The sequence below is a fragment of the Sandarakinorhabdus sp. FBCC-B8862 genome (assembly GCF_059745315.1).
Map to the genome: position 1 here is coordinate 2795908 of NZ_CM185574.1, position 23894 is coordinate 2819801.

The 23894-nt window shown below is 66.6% G+C and carries 30 protein-coding genes; 18 read left to right on the top strand and 12 right to left on the bottom strand.

Going from position 1 to position 23894, the window contains the following annotated elements:
- Positions 1-62 precede the first annotated feature (62 nt).
- From AC6BOR_RS13495 to AC6BOR_RS13505, 3 genes are read right to left on the bottom strand one after another with little or no spacing between them, the layout of a single operon-like run.
- Positions 63-473 (bottom strand): DUF1489 family protein, encoded by a 411-nt coding sequence (locus AC6BOR_RS13495; RefSeq protein WP_498058898.1) that lies wholly within the window; start codon positions 471-473, stop codon positions 63-65.
- The gene (gene mgtE, locus AC6BOR_RS13500; protein WP_498058899.1) at positions 470-1879 is read right to left on the bottom strand and encodes a magnesium transporter; all 1410 of its coding nucleotides are present in this window, start codon (positions 1877-1879) and stop codon (positions 470-472) included. The genes AC6BOR_RS13495 and mgtE overlap by 4 nt, the downstream gene beginning before the upstream one ends.
- A gap of 19 nt (positions 1880-1898) precedes the next feature.
- Positions 1899-2459, bottom strand: a complete 561-nt coding sequence (locus tag AC6BOR_RS13505; RefSeq protein WP_498058900.1) for a hypothetical protein — start codon at positions 2457-2459, stop codon at positions 1899-1901.
- Positions 2460-2503: 44 nt separating this feature from the next.
- On the opposite strand from AC6BOR_RS13505, the gene AC6BOR_RS13510 reads away from it, so the two are divergent.
- Entirely contained in the window at positions 2504-3409 is a 906-nt protein-coding gene (locus tag AC6BOR_RS13510; RefSeq protein WP_498058901.1) for a hypothetical protein, read from the top strand.
- Between the two features lie 3 nt (positions 3410-3412).
- Positions 3413-3775, top strand: coding sequence for a hypothetical protein (locus AC6BOR_RS13515; protein WP_498058902.1), 363 nt, complete (start codon positions 3413-3415; stop codon positions 3773-3775).
- On the opposite strand, the gene dctA is transcribed toward AC6BOR_RS13515, so the two are convergent.
- The 6 genes from dctA to AC6BOR_RS13545 are packed head-to-tail and all read right to left on the bottom strand — an operon-like array spanning position 3776 to position 8619.
- Entirely contained in the window at positions 3776-5104 is a 1329-nt protein-coding gene (gene dctA / locus AC6BOR_RS13520; protein ID WP_498060662.1) for a C4-dicarboxylate transporter DctA, read from the bottom strand.
- Between the two features lie 55 nt (positions 5105-5159).
- Positions 5160-6200, bottom strand: coding sequence for a tRNA preQ1(34) S-adenosylmethionine ribosyltransferase-isomerase QueA (queA, locus tag AC6BOR_RS13525; protein WP_498058903.1), 1041 nt, complete (start codon positions 6198-6200; stop codon positions 5160-5162).
- Between the two features lie 39 nt (positions 6201-6239).
- Positions 6240-6959 carry a peptidylprolyl isomerase gene (locus AC6BOR_RS13530; RefSeq protein WP_498058904.1) on the bottom strand — a complete coding sequence of 240 codons (720 nt, stop codon included), beginning with the start codon at positions 6957-6959 and terminating at the stop codon, positions 6240-6242.
- Positions 6956-7456: a pantetheine-phosphate adenylyltransferase gene (gene coaD, locus AC6BOR_RS13535; RefSeq protein WP_498058905.1), complete on the bottom strand. Its 501-nt coding sequence runs from the start codon at positions 7454-7456 to the stop codon at positions 6956-6958. Before coaD ends, AC6BOR_RS13530 begins: the two co-directional genes overlap by 4 nt.
- Positions 7457-7466: 10 nt before the next feature.
- Complete coding sequence (locus AC6BOR_RS13540; protein ID WP_086116586.1) at positions 7467-8366, bottom strand: polyprenyl synthetase family protein; 900 nt, start codon at positions 8364-8366, stop codon at positions 7467-7469.
- 10 nt (positions 8367-8376) lie between these two features.
- Entirely contained in the window at positions 8377-8619 is a 243-nt protein-coding gene (locus AC6BOR_RS13545; RefSeq protein WP_498058906.1) for an exodeoxyribonuclease VII small subunit, read from the bottom strand.
- A 181-nt stretch (positions 8620-8800) separates the two neighbouring features.
- On the opposite strand from AC6BOR_RS13545, the gene AC6BOR_RS13550 reads away from it, so the two are divergent.
- On the top strand, positions 8801-9913 hold the full coding sequence (locus AC6BOR_RS13550; protein ID WP_498058907.1) for an NAD(P)-dependent alcohol dehydrogenase: 1113 nt from the start codon (positions 8801-8803) through the stop codon (positions 9911-9913).
- 75 nt (positions 9914-9988) lie between these two features.
- On the opposite strand, the gene AC6BOR_RS13555 is transcribed toward AC6BOR_RS13550, so the two are convergent.
- Together AC6BOR_RS13555 and AC6BOR_RS13560 are read right to left on the bottom strand one after the other, a co-directional pair.
- Entirely contained in the window at positions 9989-10789 is an 801-nt protein-coding gene (locus AC6BOR_RS13555; protein ID WP_094474798.1) for an enoyl-CoA hydratase-related protein, read from the bottom strand.
- Between the two features lie 59 nt (positions 10790-10848).
- Complete coding sequence (locus AC6BOR_RS13560) at positions 10849-11982, bottom strand: M14 family metallopeptidase (RefSeq protein WP_498058908.1); 1134 nt, start codon at positions 11980-11982, stop codon at positions 10849-10851.
- Positions 11983-12122: 140 nt separating this feature from the next.
- Between AC6BOR_RS13560 and ykgO the strand changes: the two genes are divergently transcribed.
- Positions 12123-12248: a type B 50S ribosomal protein L36 gene (ykgO, locus tag AC6BOR_RS13565; protein ID WP_086116581.1), complete on the top strand. Its 126-nt coding sequence runs from the start codon at positions 12123-12125 to the stop codon at positions 12246-12248.
- An 83-nt stretch (positions 12249-12331) separates the two neighbouring features.
- Positions 12332-12940: an HAD family hydrolase gene (locus AC6BOR_RS13570; protein WP_498058909.1), complete on the top strand. Its 609-nt coding sequence runs from the start codon at positions 12332-12334 to the stop codon at positions 12938-12940.
- Here the strand turns inward: AC6BOR_RS13570 and pyk are convergent.
- Positions 12934-14385, bottom strand: a complete 1452-nt coding sequence (gene pyk / locus AC6BOR_RS13575; RefSeq protein WP_094474801.1) for a pyruvate kinase — start codon at positions 14383-14385, stop codon at positions 12934-12936. The genes AC6BOR_RS13570 and pyk overlap by 7 nt on opposite strands.
- A gap of 93 nt (positions 14386-14478) precedes the next feature.
- Between pyk and AC6BOR_RS13580 the strand changes: the two genes are divergently transcribed.
- The 13 genes from AC6BOR_RS13580 (at position 14479) to leuC (ending at position 23709) form a co-directional block, all read left to right on the top strand.
- Positions 14479-14799, top strand: a complete 321-nt coding sequence (locus AC6BOR_RS13580) for a DUF1244 domain-containing protein (RefSeq protein WP_086116579.1) — start codon at positions 14479-14481, stop codon at positions 14797-14799.
- Between the two features lie 37 nt (positions 14800-14836).
- Positions 14837-15076, top strand: a complete 240-nt coding sequence (locus tag AC6BOR_RS13585) for a DUF2312 domain-containing protein (protein WP_086116578.1) — start codon at positions 14837-14839, stop codon at positions 15074-15076.
- Positions 15077-15092: 16 nt separating this feature from the next.
- Positions 15093-15737, top strand: coding sequence for a glutathione S-transferase family protein (locus tag AC6BOR_RS13590; protein ID WP_498058910.1), 645 nt, complete (start codon positions 15093-15095; stop codon positions 15735-15737).
- Between the two features lie 29 nt (positions 15738-15766).
- Positions 15767-16243: a (2Fe-2S)-binding protein gene (locus tag AC6BOR_RS13595; protein ID WP_498058911.1), complete on the top strand. Its 477-nt coding sequence runs from the start codon at positions 15767-15769 to the stop codon at positions 16241-16243.
- Entirely contained in the window at positions 16236-17003 is a 768-nt protein-coding gene (locus AC6BOR_RS13600) for an FAD binding domain-containing protein (protein WP_498058912.1), read from the top strand. Before AC6BOR_RS13595 ends, AC6BOR_RS13600 begins: the two co-directional genes overlap by 8 nt.
- A 62-nt stretch (positions 17004-17065) precedes the next feature.
- Positions 17066-17806, top strand: a complete 741-nt coding sequence (locus AC6BOR_RS13605) for a YebC/PmpR family DNA-binding transcriptional regulator (protein WP_086116574.1) — start codon at positions 17066-17068, stop codon at positions 17804-17806.
- Positions 17807-17892: 86 nt separating this feature from the next.
- The gene (locus tag AC6BOR_RS13610) at positions 17893-18279 is read left to right on the top strand and encodes an endonuclease domain-containing protein (RefSeq protein WP_498058913.1); all 387 of its coding nucleotides are present in this window, start codon (positions 17893-17895) and stop codon (positions 18277-18279) included.
- Positions 18279-18773, top strand: a complete 495-nt coding sequence (gene ruvC / locus AC6BOR_RS13615; protein ID WP_498058914.1) for a crossover junction endodeoxyribonuclease RuvC — start codon at positions 18279-18281, stop codon at positions 18771-18773. The genes AC6BOR_RS13610 and ruvC overlap by 1 nt, the downstream gene beginning before the upstream one ends.
- Positions 18770-19369, top strand: coding sequence for a Holliday junction branch migration protein RuvA (gene ruvA, locus AC6BOR_RS13620; RefSeq protein WP_498058915.1), 600 nt, complete (start codon positions 18770-18772; stop codon positions 19367-19369). Before ruvC ends, ruvA begins: the two co-directional genes overlap by 4 nt.
- On the top strand, positions 19366-20379 hold the full coding sequence (gene ruvB / locus AC6BOR_RS13625) for a Holliday junction branch migration DNA helicase RuvB (protein WP_094474811.1): 1014 nt from the start codon (positions 19366-19368) through the stop codon (positions 20377-20379). Before ruvA ends, ruvB begins: the two co-directional genes overlap by 4 nt.
- Positions 20380-20417: 38 nt before the next feature.
- The gene (locus tag AC6BOR_RS13630) at positions 20418-20966 is read left to right on the top strand and encodes a peroxiredoxin family protein (protein ID WP_498058916.1); all 549 of its coding nucleotides are present in this window, start codon (positions 20418-20420) and stop codon (positions 20964-20966) included.
- A gap of 27 nt (positions 20967-20993) precedes the next feature.
- Positions 20994-22244: a cysteine desulfurase-like protein gene (locus AC6BOR_RS13635; protein ID WP_498058917.1), complete on the top strand. Its 1251-nt coding sequence runs from the start codon at positions 20994-20996 to the stop codon at positions 22242-22244.
- A gap of 49 nt (positions 22245-22293) precedes the next feature.
- Positions 22294-23709, top strand: a complete 1416-nt coding sequence (gene leuC / locus AC6BOR_RS13640; protein WP_498058918.1) for a 3-isopropylmalate dehydratase large subunit — start codon at positions 22294-22296, stop codon at positions 23707-23709.
- Positions 23710-23894 lie beyond the last annotated feature (185 nt).

A 23894-nucleotide genomic window follows, 5' to 3' on the forward strand; every position in this document is an offset into this window, starting at 1 on the left:
AATCCCCTAGGGCGCTGCCCTGTCAGGAAGGGGAGGGAAGTGCAATTTGCGAATGGGCCGCCTCAAACTAGGCCCAGCGCCAGCAGCTCCCGCATCATCGCCGGCGGCAGTGCCTCACCCGGTTGGGCCCCAGCCGCCAGATCGGGCGGCGCATCCTCAGCCGCCAGATAACGCCAGCCCTGGTGTGCCCGTTTCGGCACTGGCTCCACCGGCACGGGCCCTGGCTGCAGTTCGATGGCGCATTTCGTGCCCCAGGGCGTCTCCACCATGGCAATCGACACGATGGTCTGTCGCGCCACCAGCCGGTGGCCGATGATCCAGAACATCGATCCGCCGATCAGTTCGTCGGCACGTTTCGGCATGAATCGCGTGTGCGCCCCGGCGCGGCCCTGGCCCCACCAGTGCGCCTGCCGCGCCGCCAATGTCTCGATATCCGGGCAGCCGGCGGCCACCTTTGTCAGATGCAGGGTCATTGCAGGTTCGCGACACCCACCAGCGCGGCGAGGCCCAGAAACCCCAGGAAGCCCATCGTGTCGGTCGTCATCGTCACGAAGATCGAACTGGCGACGGCGGGATCGGTGCGCAGCCGGGTCAGCGCCAGCGGCACCAGCACGCCGGCCAGGCCCGCCACCATGATGTTGAACAGAGCCGCCGCGGCAATCACCCCGCCCAGATTGACGCTGTTGAACAAGATGCCCACGCCCAGGCCCAAAAGGGCGGCGATGGTCAGGCCGTTCAGCATCGCCACCCGCACCTCGCGCCAGATGGTGCGGCGGGTGTTGCTGTCGGTCAGCTGCTTGGTCGCGATGGCGCGCACCGCCACCGCCATGGTCTGCGTGCCGGCATTGCCGCCGATGCTGGCGACGATGGGGGTCAACGCCGCCAGCGTCACCAGTTTCTCGATCGTCGGTTCAAACAGCGCGATCACGCTCGATGAGATCATCGCCGTACCCAGATTGGCCGCCAGCCAGCGCACCCGCGCCTTGTAACTTTCCACCACCGGCTCGTTGATGTCGCCATCGCCGGCGCCCGACAGTTTCAGCGCATCCTCACCGGCTTCGGCCTGGATGATGTGCACCACGTCGTCCACGGTGATGACGCCGACCAGCTTGCCCCATGCATCGACCACGGCGGCGGAGATCAGCGCATATTTCTGGAACTGCAGCGCCACCTCTTCCTGGTCCATGGCCACCGGGATCAGCGTCTGCTCGCGCTTCATCACGTCGCCCACCATCAGATCGGGCGGCGCGGTCAGCAGCCAGCTCAGCCGCATGGTTCCCACCGGGCGGCCGGCGATATCGACAACGAAGATTTCCCAGAAATCCGTGGCCGGATCGATGCTGGCGCGGATGCGTTCGATCACCGCGCCCACGCTCATGTTCTCGGTCACCGCAACGAGGTCGCGCTGCATCAGGCGGCCGGCGGATTCCTCCGGGTAATTCAGCGCGGCTTCGATGTCGGCCCGGTCTTCCGGCGCCAGCGCGCGCAGCACGGCGCGCTGTTCATCGGCCTCCAGATCCTCGATCACCGCCACCGCATCGTCGGTGTCGAGCTGGGTAACGACCTCGGCCACCTCGCCGGGGGACAGCGCCTCCAGCACATCCTCGCGGACATAATCGTCCAGCTCGGCAATCACCTCGGCATTAAGCAGTTCGCCCAAGGCATCGGCGAGCGGCGCGCGGGCGTCCACCGGAATGGCGCCAAACAGATCGGCCACGTCAGCCGGGTGCAGCGGGCTGACCAGCGCGCGCAGGGCATCATCGTCGCCGCTGTCCAGCACAGCGGCAACCTCGGCCACAAAGGCCCGGCTCAACCGGCCTTCCTGCAGCGCATCCGGCGCCTCATCGGCGCGCGGGTCAAGACGCAGATCCTCACTCACGCCGGCGGTTATACGCGCCTCAGCGGCGGGCGCCAGTGCGGCGCGCTGCCTGCCGGTGTGCCCGCACCGCCCGGCCCATGTGCGCCCGGCGCAGCCCGCGCCCGGCGAGCAGCCGCTTCAGATCAATGGCACTGTCAAAATTCTGCAGCTGCCAGTGATAATAATTCACATATTCCAGCCAGCCGAGCAGGGTGAGTGCCACGGCTGCGATGCTGCGCGGCGGCCAGCCCTGGGTGATGATGGTGTGGCCGCTGGCGAGGGTTGCAATGGCGAGCAACAGCAGCGCCGGCAATTCGGCACGGGCGCAGAACCGGACGAGCCGATGCGCCGCCTGCAGCTTGCCATCTAGCCGGGCCAGCACCAGCAGCCACGCCGCCGTGCCCACGATCAGCATGAACGAACAGGCCGAAGCGCCCAGCCCCGCCGCCAAATCGGGCCTGTCGCCAGCAAACACCACCAGCGCGCCGGCCATCACCGGGACAAGCAGCACATTGCCGGCCTCCATCTTCCAGTAACTGCCGAGGTGGCGGCGCAGTTCGGCCAAGTCGCGGCCGGCAAAGCGGGAAGGCGTGGGGTCCATGACCTATCTCTAGCCGGAAATGGCGGTGGCACGATGGTGGCAAATTGGCCCGTGATCTTTATGCTGGCCCGATGCTGCGCCTCCACATGCCCAGTTCCAGCCCGCTGTTCGTCGCGGCCGGCCTGTGCGTGCTGGCCATCATCACCGCCTGGCCGGAACCGCTGGCCGATGGCTGGGGCTGGCCCACCACACTGGCGGCGGCGCTGGGCATGCTGGCCTCGCTGCCGTTCTGGCAGGCCGCCGGCGCGGCGCAACGCCGGCAGGGCAAACGGCCCAGCGGCGGTGTGGTGGCCGCCGTGCTGTCCGGCTGCCTCATTGGCATCACCCTGCTGCACTTGGCCAATGCCACAAAACCGGGCAGCCCGGCACGCGATGTGGTGGTGCAGGTGACCGACAAATATGTCACCCGCGGCCGGCGCGGGGCCAGAAGCTATCATGTTCGCACCACGCCGGTGCCGGGCGAAGCGGCCAGCAGCGGCCACCACCGGGTCGGCGGGCTGTTCGGCACCAGCGGCAATTATGATGATTATCAGATCGGCGGCTGCATGATGCTCCGGTGGCGGCCGGGCTGGTGGTGGCCGGTGGTGGCCCGGCGCGCCGCCGTGGCCTGTGCCGCCGCGCCGGAAGCGTCCGTGCCGTTCGCCCGCCCCGGCCAGGCCTGGGCCCTGGTGCAGCAGCGGCTGGCCGATGACCTGCCCGGCATCGACCTGCCGCCCGGCGGACGCAGGGTGAACATGGTGGTGACCAGCGATGCCAACGGCATGATCCGCCAGATCATGTGGGCCGATGGGATGGCGGCCCACCCCGAAGCCGTGCGCCGGTTGATCAGCATGGCCATCCTGCAGGTGCCGTTTGCCCTGGCCGGACCGCCGGGCCGTTATCGCCTGTGGCTGAAACTGGTGCCGGGTGATAAGGCGCCGACAGAAGGGGCGGTTGAGGGGAGGATCTGAGCGATGGTCATCTGGTTGCCGATCGCCATCTATGGCACCGTGGTGGCGCTGGGCCTGGTGCTGGGCTGGTACTTCCTCTCGGCCAAACGCCCGCCCAAGGCGGTGCAGGCGATCCATTTCCTTCTGGGCTTTGGCGGGCTGGAGGTGGTGATGCTGATCACCTCGCGCAGCCGCGGCAATCCCGATCTGAAGCAGAATGCCACCATCGCGCTGGTGCTGCTCGGCTTTGCGGTGTTCAGCGGCCTGTTCGCCGGCATCATGGCCAAGCCGCGCCCGGATGTGCTCGGCCCCAGCCTGGCGCTGCATGCCCTGCTCGGCGGTTCGGCCTTCCTCGTGCTGCTCAACTGGGCGATGAACGCCGCCTGATCAATCGGGGTCGGCTGCCGGCCCTGGCACGGCCCCGGCCGGGCCAAAATGGCCAGCCTTGAACACAGCGGCAAAGCGCGCCTCATCAATCCCGCGCTCCCAGCGCGAGACCACGATGGTGGCCACGGCATTGCCGATGAAGTTGGTCAACGCCCGGCACTCGCTCATGAACCGGTCAATCCCCAGGATCAGCGCCATGCCGGCGATCGGCACGCTCGGCACGATCGACAATGTGGCCGCCAGCGTGATGAACCCCGCCCCGGTCACCCCGGCGGCGCCCTTGGAGCTCAGCATGGCCACGCCCAGCAGCAGCAGCTGGTCGCCCAGGCTCAATTCGATGCCGGTCGCCTGCGCGATGAACAGCGCCGCCAGCGTCATGTAGATGTTGGTGCCATCCAGATTGAAGCTGTAGCCGGTGGGCACCACCAGCCCCACGATGGGGCGCGGGCAGCCGGCGCGTTCCAGCTTGTCCATCAGGCTGGGCAGGGCGGATTCCGAACTGGATGTGCCCAGCACCAGCAGCAATTCCGCCTTGAGGTACCGGATCAGCGTGAAGATGGAAAAGCCCGCGCCGCGCGCCACCAGCCCCAGCACCACCACCACAAACAGGATCGACGTCAAATAGAATGTCGCCACCAGCGCCGCCAGATTGGCAATGGAATCAATGCCATATTTGCCGATGGTGAAGGCAAAGGCGCCAAAGGCGCCGATCGGCGCGGCGCGCATGAACAGCGCAACCAGCGTGAACAGCGCGGCGCCCACCGCCTCCAGCAGCGCCACCACCGGCTGCGCCGCCGCACCGCCCATCGCAAGCACAATGCCGAAACTGATCGCGACGAACAGCACCTGCAACAGATTGCCATCCACAAAGGCACCCAGCAGCGATTCCGGGATGATGCCCATCAGGAAGGCCACGATGGTCTGGTCCTTCGCCTTGCTGACATAATCATTGACCGCGCCGGTCTCCAGGCTGGCCGGATCGATGTTCATGCCTTGGCCGGGCTGCACCAGATTGGCCACCACGAGGCCGATGATCAGCGCCAGCGTTGAAAAGCACAGGAAATAGGCAAAGGCCTTGCCCGCCACTCGGCCCACCGATCCCAGATCGCGCATGCCGGCAATGCCGGTGACGATGGTGACAAAGATCACCGGCGCGATGATCATCTTCACCAACCGGATGAAGCCATCGCCCAGCGGCTTCAGCGCCACCCCGGTTTCCGGCGCGAAATGGCCGATCAGGCCGCCGGCCGCGATGGCCAGCAGCACCTGCAGATACAGCGTTCCCGAACGGCGTGCACCGGCAGGCGGCGAGGCAGGCGTGGCAGCGATGACAATTCCCCCTTTGCCCCGCTTTTAGCAGAGCCGCCGCCCGCCGCCAGCCCGTTCAGGGCAGCAGCAGCGACCCATCGCCATAGCTGTAGAACCGATATTCCCGTTCAATCGCATGGGCATAGGCCCGGCGCATCACATCCAGCCCCATTAGCGCCGAAACCAGCATGAACAGGGTGGAACGCGGCAGATGGAAATTGGTGATCAGGCCATCGATCGCCTTCAGCCGATAGCCGGGATAAATGAAGATGCTGGTGTCGCCAGTGAATTCGCGGATCTCGCCCGTCTCGCTCACACAGGATTCGAGCAGCCGGAGCGAGGTTGTGCCCACCGAAATGATGCGCCCGCCGGCCGCGCGCGCCGCGTTCAGCCGGGCGGCGGTGGCGGCATCGATGCTGCCCCATTCGGCGTGCATCTTGTGGTCTTCCACCTTGTCCGCTTTTACCGGCAGAAACGTGCCGGCCCCCACATGCAGCGTCACCGTCTCCCTGGTGATGCCGGCTTCCGCCAGCGCGTCCCACAGGCGCGGGGTGAAGTGCAGGCCGGCGGTGGGGGCGGCCACGGCGCCATCCTTGGCGGCATGCAGCGTCTGGTAATCGGCGGCATCCTGCGCATCGGTGCCGCGCCGCCGGGCGATATAGGGCGGCAGCGGCATCTGCCCCACCCGTTCCAGCGCCTGCTCCAGAGTCTCGCCCGGCAGCGCCGAAAAGCGCCACAGCACGCCGCCTTCATCGGCCTTGTCCAGCACCTCGCCTGCAAGGCCGGGGCCAAAATCCACCCGGTCCCCCGGCTTCAGGCGGCGGGCGTTCTTCACGAAACTCCACCACTGGTCGGCCGTCTCGCGCTTGTGCAGCGTCACGCCGATATGGGCCTGGCCTTTCAGCGCATGCAGCTGGGCCGGGATCACCCGCGTGTCGTTCACCACCAGCACATCGCCGCGCCGCAGCCGGCCGGGCAGATCCATGAAGCTGAAATCACCCAGCGTGCCGACATCGCGGCCGGTCACCGTCAATAGCCGGGCGCTGTCGCGCGGGCTGGCGGGGCGCAGCGCGATGCGCTCTTCGGGCAAATGGAAATCGAAATCATCAACCAGCATCGGGGGAACAGCCCTTGTTGGTGTGGCAGGGCAGGGGGGTTATTTCGGCGGGATCGGCCCCGAAGCCGGCGGCGGCAGATCCAGCGCCCCGGCCGGAATCGGCGTCACCGCCGGCTTGATCGCGGAAAAATCGGGCGGTGCCACCTTGTCGGCCCCGATGCTGGCCTTGATGATCCGGCTCGGGTTTTCCGGCGGCTCGCCCTTCTCGATGGCGTCGACATATTTCATGCCGTCCACCACCCGGCCCCACACCGTATAGGTGCGGTCCAGCCGCAGGGTCGGCATCAGCACGATATAGAACTGGCTGTTGGCGCTGTCGTCGCCCTGGGCGCGCGCCATCGCCACCGCGCCGCGCACATGCGGCAGATCGTTGAACTCGGCCTTCAGGTCGGGCAGCTTGGAACCGCCCTGGCCGGTCGCGGTCGGATCGCCGCCCTGCGCCATAAAGCCATCGATCACGCGGTGAAACACGGTGCCGTCGTAAAAGCCTTCGCGCACCAGCGTCCTGATCCGCTCCACATGCTTGGGCGCCACATCCGGACGCATCACGATCTTCACCCGGCCGCCGGTCGAAAGATCGAGCAGCAGCACATTTTCCTCGTTCACCTCGGTCATCGCGCCGGCAATGTTCGACGGGGCGGCCATGGTCGGCAGCTTGGGCGGCGCCTTCAGATCCTTGGGGTCAACGCGCGGCGCCTGCGCCAGCACCGGACCAGCCAACAGCATCGCGCACGCAATCAGGGTGGAAAATCGCATCATTGGCCCTTCAATCCATTCGCCTTCACCCGCGCCACCACCTCATCGGCGATGGCCGGTGTCACGAACTTGCGGATGTCGCCACCATAAACAGCAATTTCCTTGACCAGACGTGAAGCAATCGGCTGCAGGGCGACATCGGCCATCAGGAACACCTGCTCGATGTCATCATTCAGGGCCCGGTTCATGCCGGTCATCTGGAACTCATATTCGAAATCGCCGGCGCCGCGCAGGCCGCGCACGATGATGGTGGCGCCCAGCCGTTCGGCAAAGCTCATCAACAGCTCGTCAAACTCGGTCACCACCACGTTGGGAATGTCGGCGGTTTCGCGCACGATCTGGGCCTTGCGCTCGGCCAGCGTGAACATCGGCGATTTCGATGGATTGGTCGCCACCCCGATCACCAGCCGGTCCACCAGCCGCGCGCCGCGGCGGATGATGTCCAGATGCCCCAGCGTCATCGGATCAAAGGTGCCGGGGTAAACGCCGATGCGGGTCATGGCTGATCCCTCAATTGTCGCGTTCAACCGCGAACCGGGCAATGGCGCGCAGCAGATCGGCTTCCGGCCCATGGCTGGAAAGATGGCTGATCGCCTGATCAATCAGGGCATTGGCCTGCGCCCGCGCCCGCTCCACGCCCAGCAGCGACACAAAGGTCGCCTTGCCGGCGGCGGCATCCTTCTGCACGGCCTTGCCGGTCTTGGCCGATGTGCCTTCCACGTCCAGCAGATCATCGGCAATCTGGAACGCCAGGCCCAGATCGCGGGCATAGGCGCGCAGCGCCTTGCGCTGGCCTTCCGATGCCCGGCCCATGATGGCGCCGGCCTCCAGGCACCACTGGATCAGCGCGCCCGTTTTCAACTGCTGCAGCCGGGTGATGCCGGCCAGATCATAGGTGACGTCGCCGGCCACCAGATCCATCATCTGGCCACCGGCCATGCCGGCAGGGCCCGATTGCACCGCCAGTTCGGTCACCAGCTCCAGCCGGGCGAACGGGTCCTCGTGGGTGGCGGGATCGGCCAGAATCTCGAAGGCGATATCGTGCAGGCAGTCGCCGGCCAGCACGGCGGTCGCCTCGTCAAAAGCCTTGTGCACCGTGGGCTTGCCGCGCCGCATGTCGTCATCATCCATGCACGGCAGATCATCGTGGATCAGGCTGTAACAATGGATGCACTCGATCGCGAGCGCGACGCGCAGCGCCCGGTCACGCTCGACATGGAACAGGTCGCAGGCCGCCACCACCAGCAGCGGCCGCATGCGCTTGCCGCCGCCGATCACGGCGTGGCGCATCGCTTCATACAGGCGGGCGCGGCTGTCGTCCGGCACCGCCAGCAGCTTGTCGAACCGCTGGTCGATGGCCTTGCCGATGGCGTCCAGCGCCGGCTTCAGCATCACGGGGGAGGGAACCATTGGCCGGGCCTTATTGCGCGTCGAGAGGGCGGGTGGCGACAGGCTCGCCGGCGGCATTCTGCTGGATCAGCTCGATGCGCTGGCGGGCATCGGCCAGCCGCGCCTCGCACAGCGATTTCAGCCGCTGCCCTTCTTCATACAGGTTGATCGATTCATCCAGGCTGCGTTCGCCCGTTTCCAGGGCGCGCACGATTTCCTCAAGGCGCTTCAACGCCTCTTCAAAGCTCAGCTCGGTGGCAGCATCTGTGGTCATCGGCGCCGTAATTGGACGGGCCGCGACACTTGGTCAAGCGCCCGCCGCAGCCCCCACCCGGCATGCCGGCATCGCTCACGCCATTTCAGCGACTTGGCACCCCGCCGCCCTGCCAAATCATGCCGGTTGCGCGGGCGCGCGCCGGGGCCGACACTGGAGCGCAAAACAGGGGACCATCGCCATGCCGATCACCACCACCGCCGCGATTCTGCGGGCCCGCGGCGCCCCTTTCAGCCTCGAAACCGTCACGCTGGCCGATCCTGGGCCGGGGCAGCTGCTAGTCAAGCTCGCGGCCTGCGGCATCTGTTTCACCGATGTCGGCGTGCAACGTTATGAACAGGGCACGCCGCTGCCGCATGTGCTGGGCCACGAAGGCGCCGGCACGGTTCTGGCGGTGGGGGCCGGCGTGGATCATGTCGCCCCCGGTGACCGGGTGGTCCTCAGCTATGCCAGCTGCGGCCACTGCCCCAATTGCGCCTCACACCACCCACAATATTGCGCCAGCTTCATGGCCCTCAATTATGGCGGCGTGCTGCCCGATGGCGCGGTGCCGATGCACCAGGGCGATGCGCCCGTCTATGGCGGCTTCTTTGGCCAATCCAGCTTTGCCGGCCACGCCATCGCCTATGCCCGCAACACGGTGAAGCTGGCCGATGATGTGCCGTTCGAACTCGCCGCGCCCTTCGGCTGCGGCCTGCAGACCGGCGCCGGCACCGCCTACAACACGCTCGACGTGCAATCGGGGCACAGCTTTGCCGTGATCGGCGCCGGCAGCGTCGGCCTCGCCGCCATGCTGGCCGCCGTGGACCGGGGTTGCCACAGCATCGTCGCGGTGGACCGGGTGGCAGACCGGCTCGATCTGGCCCGCCGCATGGGGGCGACCCACGCCATCAACAGCAATGGCATGGCTGCCGCCGATCTGGCGCTGGCCCTGCGGGCCATCGTGCCCACCGGGATTGACCGGATCGTCGATACCACCGGCGTCTCGGCCGTGGTGCGCGGCGGGCTGGAAGGGCTGGCGGCCCGCGGCCAGATGGCCCTGCTCGCCGTTACCGCGCCCGGCACTGAAATCAGCATCAACCCCAACACGCTGCTCGGCGGCCGCCGCCTGGTTGGCGCGGTTGAAGGCGATGCTGATCCGCAAAGCTTCATCCCCTGGCTGTTGGGCCGCCACCGCGCCGGCCGCTTCAACCACGCGCCGATCGTGCAAACCTATGAATTCGCCCGGATCAACGAGGCGGTGGCCGACATGGCCGCCGGCCGGGCAGTCAAGCCCGTGCTGCTGATGGACTGAAGCGCAAACCAGATCCTCCCCCGCGGGGGAGGTGGCAGCCGCAGGCTGACGGAGGGGGCAGCGCGTTCCCGGCCCTTATTTGCCGGTGAACTGCGCCGGCCGCTTCTGCAGGAAGGCGCTCACGCCCTCCACGAAGTCGGCGGTGCGCCCGGCCTGCAGCTGGTTGCGCCGTTCCACCATCAGGCCTTCGGAAAGCGGCTTGTCCAGGCACTCGCGGATGCCCTGGCGGATCAGCGCGTAGGACCGGGTCGGCCCCTTGGCCAGTTTTTCGGCCACAGCGCGGGTGGCGGCGGCCAGCTCGGCATCATCCACCACCTTGTACACCATGCCCCAATCCAGCGCCGTCTCGGCCGGGATACGCTCGCCCAGCATCATCATCGCCTGCGCCCGCGCCCGCCCGGCCAGCCGCGGCAACAGCCAAGTGGAGCCGACATCCGGCACCAGCCCGATGTTGACAAAGGCCTGCAGGAAATAGGCGGATTTGGCCGCGATCACGATGTCACCGGCCAGCGCATAGGAACAGCCGGCCCCCGCCGCCGGCCCGTTGACCGAGGTGATGAACGGCACCGGCAGCGCGAACAGCCGCTCCAAGAGCGGGTTGAAATGGCTTTCCAGCACGGCGCCGGCATCGGGCGGGCCAGAGCGGCGCGCACCGCCGCCAGCCCCACCGCCGGCCAGATCGGCGCCCGAACAGAAGGCGCGGCCAGCACCCGTCAACACCAGCACCCGCGCCGTGCCCTCGTCACGCACCCGGTCCACCGCGTCGATCATCTCGGCAATCACGCCGATGTGCAGCGCGTTCAGCGCCTGCGGCCGGTTGATGGTGATGGTCGCGATGCCATCGGCTTCGTCAAACAGGATATGCTCATAGGCCATGGTCTATCTCCTCTTGGCGGCCACGATATGGGGGTGCCCGTGGCCCGTCACCCCATCAATCAGCCAAGGTCGGGTAGCGTCTCCAATATCGCCGCTAGGCAATCCCGGCCCAGCTGCATGGAGCGCGCCGGCGACCAGCCGAAGCTGGGGCAGGGCAGGTCATCATTGTCCTTGAACGGCATTTCCAGCGTCATGGCGAGGCAGCCAAAGCGCTCGGCCAGCTGGTTGGTGCTCATGGCCAGATTGGCTGTGCCCGGCCGCGCCACCGGATAGCCCTTGGCGGTCTGGAAATCCGGGCTGATCCGCGCCAGCCGCGCCTTGTAATCATGCAGCGCTTGCAATTGCCGCTTGGTGATCGACGGGATGCCTTCGAACCCGGCGATGAACACCTGGGGGATGGCCTCGTCACCATGCACATCCATGGCAAGGTCACAGCCCGTCTTGTCCATCGCGGCCAGCACGCACAGCACCTCGGGCGATTTTTCCGCCGACGGCGCATGCCATTCCCGGTTCAGGTTCACGCCGGCCGCATTGGTGCGCAAATGCCCGCGGAAACTGCCATCGGGGTTCATGTTGGGCACGATGTGGAAGGTTGCCTGTCTGCGCAGCGTCCGCGCCACCGGATCGGCCGGATCGGTCAACCGCTCCAGCGCGCCCTCCATCCACCATTCCGCCATGCTCTCGCCCGGATGCTGGCGGGCATAAAGCCACACGGTCTTCGGCCCATCACCCAGCACCAGCCGGTCAATCGGCCGGCCATCCAGGCTGTGGCCCAGCACGTCAGCCGTCACGCCGGGCCGGGCCGCCATGCGGGCCACCAGATCATGGTGCCGCTCCAGGCTGTAGGGCGCGAAATAGGCCAGCCAGAGCTGGTCCACCGCCGGCGTGACGATGATCGTCAACGTGCCGTTGGCCTGGGTTTTGTCAAAGCTGGTCTCGGCCCGGGTCCAGGTCTGCCGGTCAGCCGAAACACAGGCGCGATAGCCCGGCCAGCCATCGGGATAGGCCGAAAAATTCAGATCGACGATGCGGATGATGCAGCGCTGGCCCCGCCCGCCGGACAGGCGGAAATGGAACCATTGGTAAAATTCGCTGTGGGCATCGCGGTTGATTGACAGCACGATCTCGTGCGGTCCGGCGATGCGTTCCACCTTGATGTTGCCGGAATCAAAGCCGGCATCGATGCTGATCACGGGTCATGCTCCTGAAACCTGTGCCGGCGTTGCTGGCAGAGCCGCCGCCATCAGGCAAGCGCCGCGCGGTTGACAAAGCCCCGGCCCTCCCTTAGCTGCCAGCCCTCGAAACGCCACCGATTCACGAGCCGGAACACGTCATGAAGATCCGCAACAGCCTCAAGAGCCTCAAGGGCCGTCACCGCGATTGCCAGGTGGTGCGCCGCCATGGCCGCACCTATGTGATCAATAAGACCAACCGCCGTTTCAAGGCCCGCCAGGGCTGAGGAGGGCCTGACCGGCCATGCGCCGGTCGGTTTGGTGAGACCCCTGCCAGCCGGCGGGGGTTTTGCTGTTTGGGGAAACGCCGATGCTCCGTGCGGTCGTCTTCGATGTCGGCAATGTGCTGGTCGATTGGAATGTCCGCGCCTTCTATGCGCCGCTGATCCCCGATCCCGCCCGGCTCGATTGGTTCCTTGGCCATGTCGTCACCCCGGCCTGGCACTTCCAGCATGATGCCGGCCGGCCCTTTGCCGAAACCAGCGCCGAACTCATTGCCCGCTTCCCGGCCGAAGCCGACCTGATCCGCCAGTTCGGTCCGCGCTTCAACGAAACCATCACCGGGCCAATCGCCGGCATGCCCGAACTCGTCGCCCGCCTCGCCGCCGCCGATGTGCCGATCTATGGCATCACCAACTTTTCCCACGAATTCTGGCCGCCGTTCCGGGCACAATGGCCGCTGTTCGATCATTTCCGCGACATCATCGTGTCGGGGGAGGAACGGCTGACCAAGCCCGATCCGGCCATCTACCAGCTCGCGCTGTCCCGCTTCGGCCTGGCGCCGGGGGAGGGGTTCTTCATCGACGACCGCGCCGACAATGTGGAGGCTGCCGCCGCCAACGGCTTTGTCGCCCACCAGTTCCGCGACGCACCTACCCTGGCCGCCGAACTGCGGGCGCTGGGCCTGCTGCCTCAATAATTCTTCAGCTCATCCCCGGTCAGCCGCACGACATGCACCACATTGGTGGTGCCCGGCGTTGAAAACGGCACCCCAGCAATCAGCACCAGCGGGTCGCCGCCCTTGGCGAGATGGGCGCGCAGGGCCATGCGCTTGGATTTGGCCACCATTTCCTCAAAGCTGCCGACATCGCGGGTCACCACGGCGTGCACGCCCCACACCAGCCCCATGCGCCGCGCCGTCGCCAGCGCCGGGGTGAGGCACAGCACCGGCACCGCCGCGCGTTCCCGTGCTGCCCGGCCGGCGGTGGAACCGGAAATGGTGAAGCACACGATGGCCCGTGCGCCGATCGTGCGGCTGATGTCCGCCGCGGCCGCCGTGATGGCCGACGCCGTCGAACGCCCCGTGGCGATTTCGGTGTAATGCACCCGGCCCTGGTAACCGGGATCGGCCTCCACCTCGGCGGCAATCGCGTCCATCATGGCGACGGCCTCCACCGGGAACTGGCCGGCGGCACTTTCGGCCGACAGCATCACCGCATCCGCCCCGTCATAAATGGCGGTCGCCACGTCCGACACTTCGGCGCGGGTCGGGGTTGGGGCGGTGATCATCGATTCCAGCATCTGGGTCGCCACCACCACCGGCTTGCCCATCATGCGGGCGGTGGCGACGATGCGCTTCTGCGCCGGCGGCACCGCCTGGGGCGGCAGTTCCACACCCAGATCGCCGCGCGCCACCATCACCGCATCGGCCAGCTCCAATATCTCGTCCAGCCGCTCCAGCGCCGCCGGCTTCTCGATCTTGGCCAGCAGCGCGGCGCGGCCACCGATCAGCCGCCGCGCCTCGGCCACATCCTCGGGCCGCTGCACGAAGCTCAAGGCGATCCAGTCCACCCCGCAATCCAGCGCAAAGGCCAGATCGGCGCGGTCCTTCACTGTCAGCGCCGGCAGCGGCACCACCACATCGGGCACATTCACGCCCTTGTTGTCCTTGATGGTGCCCGGCACCTCGACCACGCAGTCAATCGCATCGGCCGAAACGCTCTGCGCCCGCAGCACGATCTTGCCATCATCCACCAGCAGGCGGGCGCCGGGGCGCAGGGCGGCGAAAATCTCCTTGTGCGGCAGGCAGGCGCGCGTCGCATCCCCCGGTGCCGTCTGCCGATCCAGCCGGAAGGCGGCGCCCTTCACCAGTTCGGCACTGCCGCCTGCAATGCGGCCGACGCGCAGCTTGGGCCCCTGCAGGTCGGCCAGAATCGCAATCGGCCGGCCATTGGCCTTTTCAACGCTGCGCACCGCCTGGATCAGCGCGGCCTGGCCTTCGTGGCTGCCGTGGCTCATGTTCACGCGGAAGGCATCGGCTCCGGCCTCGTGCAGGCGGGCGATCATCGCCTCGCTGGCCGAAGCCGGACCCAGCGTGGCAAGAACCTTGACCCGGCGACCACGGGGCTCAAGATGACGCGACATGAAATTGGCCTTTGCTTGGCTGCGACTGTGAACGTTCGTTTTGCGGTTGATAGCCTGACATGCGGCGCATTGCCACAGGAGAGCGACGAGAAAATGACAATCCTTGCCGATGACAATCTGCGCGAACAGCTTGAAGCGGCAGCCTTTCGCCGCCTGATGCTGCATCTTCGGCAGCGCAGCGACGTGCAGAACATCGATCTGATGGGCTGGAGCGGCTTCTGCCGCAACTGCCTGGGCGACTGGCTGCACGAGGAAGCCGAGAAGCGCGGCCTCGCGCTCTCGAAAGACGAGGGCCGCACCCATGTCTATGGCATGAGCCAGGCCGAATGGAAGGCGCTGCATCAGCAGCCGGCCACTCAGGAACAGCTGGATCGCATGGCCGAATCGCTGGCGAAGAATGACGCTGTCCGGTAACCCGCAGCCTCACGCCTCCAGACTTTCAGGGACACACATGAGCGACGAAAATGTCTCCGCCAGCCAGTTGCGCCTGTTCATCGAGCGCATCGAAACGCTGGAAGAGGAAAAGAAGGGCATCGCCGACGACATCAAGGATGTCTATGCCGAAGCCAAGGCCACCGGCTTTGACATCAAGACGATGAAAACCCTGGTGCGTCTGCGCAAGATGGAAACCCAGGCCCGGCAGGAAGCCGAGGCACTGCTCGAAACCTACAAGGCCGCCATTGGCCTCTGATCGGGGAACGAACCACATGATCCTGTACGGCGGCAAACTCTCTCCCTTCGTGATGCGCCCACTGCTGGTCAGCCGCGCCAAGGGGGCCGAAGTGGCCCTCGCCAGCTTTGAAGGTGGCATCAAGTCGCCGGAATATCTGGCGCTCTGCCCCACCGGCAAGATGCCGCTGCTGATCGATGGCGATCTGGCGCTGCCGGAAAGCCAGGTGATCGCCGATTATCTGGATCAGGTGCTGCCCGGCCCGGCCATGGTGCCGGCCGATGCCCGCGGTGCCGCCATGGTGCGGCTGCTCACCCGGCTGGTTGACACCTATATGGTCCCCAGCCTGGGCGGCCTGTTCCGCGGCCGTGAAAACCCGGCCGGCGTGCCGGCCGCCATGCAGGGCATGGGCGACGCGCTGGGTTATATCGAGCATTATCGCGCCGCCGGTGATGAATATGCCTATGGCAACAGCTTCACCCTGGCCGATGCCGCGATGATCCCGGTGTTCTTCTTCCTCGATGCGCTGGATGGCCCGATGCCAACCAAGGCGCTGGTGGCTGCCCGCCCTGGCCTTGCCGGCTGGTGGGATCGCGCCAAGGCCAGCCCGCTGGGCGCCCAGGCCGTGGCCGAACAGGCCGAAGGGCTGAAAGCGATGATGGCGGCGCGCGCGCAGGCCTGATAGGCTGGCCGCAAAACAGGGGAGACGCCATGCAGATCAAGCTGAGCATCAACGGCCAGGCCCATGATGTCGATGTGCCCGCCGCCAGCCTGCTGGTGGAGGTGCTGCGCGACACGCTGGGCCTGACCGGCACCCACATCGGCTGCGACACCAGCCAGTGCGGTGCCTGCAACGTGCTGGTCGATGGCGTGGCCGTCAAAAGCTGCACCATGCTGGCCGCCCAGGCTGAAGGCGCTGCCATCACCACCATCGAAGGGCTGGGCAGCCCCGAGGCGCTGCACCCCATGCAGCAGGCCTTCCGCGAGGCCCATGGCCTGCAATGCGGCTTCTGCACGCCGGGCATGGTGATGGCCGGCCTGGAAATCGTGCGCAAGCATGGCACCCGCCTCACTCCCGAACTCGTCACCCACGAGCTGGAGGGCAATCTCTGCCGCTGCACCGGCTATCTCAACATCGTGAAGGCGATCGTGGCCGGCGCTGCCGGGCTGGAGGCCGCCAATGCGTGATTTCGCTCTTGTCCGCCCCGCCAGCCTGGCCGATGCCACAGCCGCCTTCTCGGGTGGCGGTGAAGCCGCCTATCTCGCCGGCGGCCACACGCTCATTCCGGCGATGAAATCGCGCCTGCGCATGCCCGATGCGCTGGTGGATCTGTCGGGCCTTGGCCTTGCGGGCATCGCCCGCGATGGCAACCGCCTGTGGATCGGCGCGATGACCCGCCATGCCGATGTCGCCATCGGCGCCACCGCCATTCCGGGCCTTGCCGCACTGGCCAGCGGCATCGGCGATGCCCAGGTGCGCAACCGCGGCACGCTGGGCGGCAGCGTCGCCAACAATGATCCGGCGGCCGATTATCCCGCCGCCTGCCTGGCGCTGGATGCGCTGATCGAAACCGATCGCGGCAGCCACGCGGCCGATGATTTCTTCCAGGGCATGTTCACCACGGCACTCGCCGATGGTGAGATCATCACCCGCATCGGCTTTTCGATCCCGGCCAAGTCCGCCTATGCCAAGTTCCGCCACCCGGCCTCGCGCTATGCGGTGGTGGGTGTCTATGTCGCCGATCATGGCGGCCACTGGCGGGTCGCCGTCACCGGTGCCGGTCCCGGCGTCTTCCGCTGGGCCGAGGCCGAAGCCGCCATCGCTGTCGGCGGCGCTCTGCCAGCGATGCCGGCCGATGATCTCAACAGCGACATCCACGCCGGGCCCGACTATCGCGCCCATCTGTGCGGCGTCATGCTGAAACAGGCGCTGGCCAGCCTCGCCTGATTGCCGTGCCGGCCCGCCGTTGCTAAGGCCGCTGCATTCAACCCTGCAGCGAACGAAGCACCATGGCCGGCCACAGCAAATTCAAGAACATCATGCACAGGAAGGGCGCGCAGGACAAAAAGCGCAGCGCCCTCTTCTCCAAATTGTCCCGCGAAATCACCGTCGCGGCCAAGATGGGCATGCCCGATCCCGCCAACAACCCGCGCCTGCGCGCCGCCATCCTGGCCGCCCGCGCCGAAGGCATGCCGAAAGACAATATCCAGCGCGCCGTCGACAAATCGCAGGGCGGCGACACGGCGAACTATGAGGAGGTGCGCTACGAAGGCTTCGGCCCCGGCGGCGTCAGCCTCATCATCGAAACCCTGACCGACAATCGCAACCGCACCGCCACCAACGTGCGCACCATCATGGCCAAGAACGGCGGCAACCTTGGCGCCTCGGGCAGCGTGTCCCACGCCTTCGAACGGCTGGGCCTGATCAGCTACAAGGCAGCGGCCGGCAGCGCCGATGCCGTGTTTGAAGCCGCGCTGGAGGCCGGCGCCGACGATGTGCAATCCAGCGACGACGGCCACGAGATCTGGACCAGCATCGAAAATCTCCACGAAGTCGCCCGCGCGCTGGAACCGGTGCTGGGTGAGGCCGAAGGCACCAAGCTGGCCTGGAAGCCGGGCACCATGGTCACCGTTGGCGCCGATGATGCCGCCCAGCTGATGCAGCTGATCGACAAGCTGGACGATGATGACGATGTGGCATCGGTGTGGGGCAATTATGACGTGCCCGACGATGTGATGGCCGCGCTGTAAATCTCCCCTCCCCTTCAGGGGAGGGGTCGGGGGTGGGGACGTGTCGCAAGAACAAGGCCGTGTTTTTGCAAGAGCGAGCCCGCGCCATGCGCACCAATGCCACGCCTGCAGAACGTCGCTTGTGGACCATCCTGTGCAACAGCAGGCTCGCTGGCCTCAAATTTCGTCGTCAGTCTGTAATTGGCCCCTACATCGTTGATTTTCTGTGCCCGGCGCTGGCGCTGGTCATCGAAGTTGATGGTGATAGCCATGATGATGCCGATCGTGATGCCATCCGCGATGCGCGCTTGAACGACATGGGCTTTACCGTCATGCGTTTTGCCAACAGGCAAGTGTTGGATCAGTTGGACATGGTGGGGCTATCAATCATTGAAGCGGCCAGCGGACTGCAGGCACGTTGGCCCAACGGGCCGCGCAACCGCCTCGGTGCCACCCCCACCCCCAACCCCTCCCCTGAAGGGGAGGGGAGTTGATGTCTCGCACCATCATCGGCCTTGATCCCGGCTTGGCCGCCACCGGCTGGGGGGTGATCGTGGCCGAAGGCAACCGCCTCAAGCATGTTGCCCATGGCACGATCAAGACGAAGGTCACCGACGCGATGACCGTTCGGCTGAACGCCCTGCACGATGAACTGATGGCCGTGATCGCTGCCCACCAGCCCGGCGAGGCGGCAGTGGAAGAGGTGTTCGTCAACAGCAACCCGCAATCCACCATCAAGCTGGTGCAGGCGCGCGGTGTCGCGCTGCTGTGCGTTGGCCGCGCCCGGCTGATGGTGGCCGAACATGCCACCCGCGCCGTGAAGAAGGCCCTCACCGGCACCGGTGCCGCCGAAAAGCCCCAGGTGCAGGCCATGGTGGAACGGCTGTTGCCCGGCGTGACAATCAGTGGCAGCGATGCGGCAGACGCGCTGGCGGTGGCAATCGCCCATGCGCATCTGGTGCGGAGCATGCGTGAGGTGATGAAATGATCGCCCGCCTGAAGGGCCTGGTGGACAGCGTGTCGGCAGACAGCCTGGTGGTTGACGTCAATGGCGTCGGCTATCTGGTGCAGGCCTCCACCCGCACCCTCTCCAACCTGTCGGTGGGGCAGGGGCTGGCGCTCCACATCGAAACCCAGGTGCGCGAAGACGCCATCACCCTGTTCGGCTTTGCTGCCGAGGGCGAACTGGCCGCCTTCCGCGCGCTCACCACGGTGCAGGGCGTCGGCGGCCGGGTGGCCTTGAACATCCTGTCGGTCCTCACGCCGGATCAGATCGCCCATGCCGTGGCCGCCGGAGACGCTGCCAGCCTGGCCCGCGCCAACGGCGTCGGCCCCAAGCTCGCCGCCCGCATCGCCAACGAACTGAAGGGCAAGTTGGGCGCCGTCGCACTGTCAGCCGGTGCGCCGCTGCCGATCAAGGCCGGCGCCCGCGTGGTCGATGATGCCGTGGCCGCGCTTGCCGCCCTCGGCTTCCGCCCGATGGACGCCAGCCGCGCCGTCTCCGAAGCACTGGCCGAACTGGGAGAGGGGGCGGCCCTCAATGATGTGGTCCGCACCGCCCTCAAGAAGAGCGCCAAGGCATGACCGCCGATCTCTCCCCCCAGCGCCGTCCGGACGATATCGACGCCGCCCTGCGCCCCAAGGGGCTGGACGAGTTCATCGGCCAGGCCGCCCTGCGAGACAATCTCGGCATCTTCATCGCCGCCGCGCGCAGCCGGGGCGAGGCGATGGACCATGTGCTGCTGCACGGCCCGCCCGGCCTCGGCAAGACGACGCTGGCCCAGATTGTTGCCCGCGAACTCGGCGTCGGCTTTCGCGCCACCTCCGGGCCGGTGATTGCCAAGGCCGGCGATCTCGCTGCCATCCTCACCAATCTCGAACCGCATGATGTGCTGTTCATCGACGAGATTCACCGCCTGGCCCCGGCCGTGGAGGAGATCCTCTATCCGGCCATGGAAGACCGGGTGCTCGACATCATGATCGGCGAAGGCCCGTCGGCGCGCAGCGTGCGCATCGACCTGCCGGCCTTCACGCTCGTTGGTGCCACCACCCGCGCCGGCCTGCTCACCACCCCGCTGCGCGACCGCTTCGGCATCCCGCTCAGGCTCAATTTCTACACGGTGGACGAACTGGAACAGGTCGTCACCCGCGCTGCCCGGCTGCTCGACCTGCCGCTCACCCCCGATGGCGCGCGCGAAATTGCCGCCCGCGCCCGCGGCACCCCGCGCATCGCCGGCCGCCTGCTGCGCCGCGTGCGCGATTTTGCCGGCGGCAAGCCGGTGGACGCGAAACTCGCCGATGCCTCATTGAGCCGGCTGGAGGTGGACCGGCTCGGCCTTGACGCCATGGACCGGCGCTACCTGATGATGATCGCCGATATCTATCGCGGCGGCCCCGTGGGCATCGAAACGCTGGCCGCCGGCCTGTCGGAAGCGCGCGACACGCTGGAGGATGTGATCGAACCCTTCCTGATCCAGCAGGGCCTGATTGCCCGCACCGCCCGTGGCCGCATGTTGAACGGCCCGGCCTGGAAGCATCTGGGCTTGGTTGCGCCGGCAGAACAGACCATATTGCCGCTGCTTGACGAGGAATAACGCGTAACCTTTCCCGTCCCTGATGCGGAAGACCCGATATGCGCACCTTCCTCTCCCCGCTCGTCCTTCTCGTCGCCAGCCTGGCCGCCCCAGCCCTGGCCATTCCCGCTGTCGGCGAAAAGGCCCCGGCGGTTGCCGGCAAGGATATCAGCGGCAAGACCCGCACGCTGAAACAGCTTGCCGGCCGCAAGGGCACGGTGTTGATGTTCTTTCGGTCGGCCTCCTGGTGCCCGTTCTGCAAGGCACAGTTGATCGCCATGAACGACAAGGCCGCAGCAGCCCTCGCGTCCAGGGGCTATGCGTTGGTTGGTCTGTCCTATGACGCGCCCGATGTGCTGGCCAGGTTCGCGGCAGAGCGCAACGTGGCCTGGCCGCTGCTGTCTGACCCGCAATCACATGTGATTGATGGTTGGCAGTTGCGCGATCCCGCCTATCCGGCCGGCAACCGCGCCTATGGTGTGCCCCGCCCCGCCGTTTATGTGATCGACCGGAAGGGCATCATCCGCGCCCGATTGATGGAAGAAAATTACCGCGTGCGCCCGCAACCCGAAGCGGTGCTTGCCGCCGTCGACGCGCTGGGCCAGTAACGACCCCGCAACCAGCGGGGAACCAGCATGATCCTGCCCATCGACACCGTGCGCGCCGCCTTTCCGGCGCTGGCCCTGAGCGACCAGGGTGTTTCTCGTCATTATTTCGATGCGCCGGCCGGCAGCCAGGTCGCCGGCCGGGTGATCCAGGCCATGACCGATGTGATGATCGGCGCCTGCGCCAATGATGGCGGCCTGTTTCGCACCAGTGTCGCCACCAGCGCGATTTTCGATGCCGCGCTGGCCACGGCGGCAAGCTTCTTCAACTGCGGCGATGATGAAGTGATCTTCGGGCTGAACACCACCAGCCTGTTTTTCCAGATGGCACCGCTGATCGCGCATGATTGGCGGGCCGGGGACAATATCCTCGTCACCCGCATGGATCATGATGCCAATGTCTCGCCCTGGTTGCAGGCCGCCGCCGCGCGCGGGGTGGAGGTGCGCTTTCTGGAATGGGATCGCGAGACCTTCGCGCTCCGCCTCGAAACCCTGCCCGATCTGATCGACGCCCGCACCCGCGCTGTTGCCGTGGGCCATGCCAGCAACATGCTGGGCACCATCAACGATGTCGCCGCCGTCTGCGCCGCCGCCCGTGCCGTTGGTGCGACCAGCATTGTCGATGCCGTGCAGTCCGCCCCGCATCTGGCGCTCGATGTGGCGGCCATCGGCTGCGATCTCATGTCGGCCTCGGCTTATAAATTCTTCGGGCCGCATGCGGCGATCATGTATGTTTCCAAGGCCCTGCAGGCGCGCATCCCACCGCTGAAGGTCCGCCCGTCGGTGGATGCCATGCCCACCCGCCTGTCCCCCGGCACGCCCAGTTTCGAGGCGATGGCCGGCACCGCCGCCGCCATCGATCACCTGGCCTGGCTGGGCGAGGTGGCCGGCACGGTGACGGCCGACCAGCCGCTGCGCACAAGGCTGGAGGCCGGCCTTGCCGCCGCCCAGGCGCACGAATTGGAGCTGGCGCGGCAGTTTCTCGCCGGGCTGGGCGGCATCAAGGGCGTGACGCTGCACGGCATCGCCAACCCCAACAGGCTGCACGAGCGAGTGGCGACCTTCACCTTCGAAATCGCCGGCCACAGCGCCGATGCCATCGCCGCCGATCTGGCCGCGCGCAACATGTTCGTCTGGAACGGTTATTACTACGCTTGGGAACCCGCCGGCGTGCTTGGCCTCAAGGAACGTGGCGCGGTGCGGGTGGGCTTCACCCATTACAACAGCGCGGCCGAGGTGGAGGCGCTGATTGCCGCGCTGTCCGCCATCGCCGCCGCCTGACCATTTTGCCGCTGGATTTTGCCGCCCCGGCTTGGCAAAGCCTGCCGCCATGACCAGCAGCCCGCGCACCCTTTATCAGAAAATCTGGGACGATCATGTCGTCAAGACGCTTGATGACGGCACCGCGCTGATCTTCATCGATCGCCACCTGATCCACGAAGTGACGACGCCGCAGGCGTTCGAGGCGCTGCGCCTTGCTGGCCGCAAGCTCCGCCGCCCCGATCTCACGCTGGCCGTGCCCGATCACAATGTGCCCACCACGGATCGCCGCCTGCCGATCGTTGACCCGATGTCAAAGGCGCAGCTGGAAGCGCTGGTGACCAACTGCGCCGAATTCGGGGTGGAGCTCTACAGCATCGATGCGCCGGAACAGGGCATCGTGCACGTGATCGGCCCGGAACAGGGCTTCACCCTGCCGGGCGTCACCATGGTCTGCGGCGACAGCCACACCGCCACGCACGGTGCCTTTGGTGCCTTGGCCTTCGGCATCGGCACGTCGGAGGTGGAGCATGTGTTTGCCACGCAAACTCTGCTGCTGCGCCAATCCAAATCCATGGAAGTGCGCGTTACCGGCACGCTCGGCTTCTCGGTCTCGGCCAAGGATGTGGCATTGGCCGTGTGCGGCGCGCTCGGCTCGGGCGGCGGCGCCGGCTATGTGATTGAATATACCGGCCCGGTCATCGAAGCCCTGTCGATGGAAGGCCGGATGACCCTGTGCAACATGGCGATCGAAGCCGGTGCCCGTGCCGGCCTGGTCGCGCCGGACCAGAAGACCTTTGACTATGTGCAGGGCCGCCCGCGCGCGCCCAGGGGCGATGCGTGGGACAAGGCATTGGCCTGGTGGCAGACGCTGAAGACCGATGCCGGCGCGGTGTATGACCGCGTGATCGAAATTGATGGCAGTGCCATCGCCCCGCTCGTCACCTGGGGCACCAGCCCGGAAGATGTCGTGCCGATCACCGGCACGGTGCCCGATCCGATGAGCTTTGCCGATCCGTCCAAGCAGGCCGCCGCGGCCAAGAGCCTGGACTATATGGGCCTCACCCCCGGCACCCGCATGGCCGATGTGAGCGTCGAGAATATCTTCATCGGCAGCTGCACCAACAGCCGGATCGAGGATCTGCGCGTGGCTGCCGCTGTGGTGCAGGGCCGCAAACTCGCCGGCAATGTGCGCCAGGCGCTGGTTGTGCCGGGCTCCGGCCTCGTCAAGCGCCAGGCCGAGGCCGAGGGGCTTGACCGCGTCTTCATCGAAGCCGGCTTTGAATGGCGGGAGCCGGGCTGTTCCATGTGCCTGGGCATGAACCCCGATCAGGTGCCGGCCGGCGAACGCTGCGCCAGCACCTCCAACCGCAACTTCGTCGGCCGCCAGGGCCCGGGCTCGCGCACCCATCTCCTGTCCCCAGCCATGGCTGCCGCTGCCGCCGTCACTGGTCGGCTCACCGACGTGCGGACCCTGATGGGTTGATGTTCAACCTTTTGCGAAGGAATTTTGCACCCGTGGCGGCAATATTCTGAATTTATGGTCAAAATTGGAGCTACTGTGCCCTGATTTGAAACCACCACCAATAAGCTAACGAATCCTAAAGCAATTTCTGCCAGACCGGCATTTGCGAGGGTCAAACGTCGGAGCCACTTGGGGGTGAACAGCCG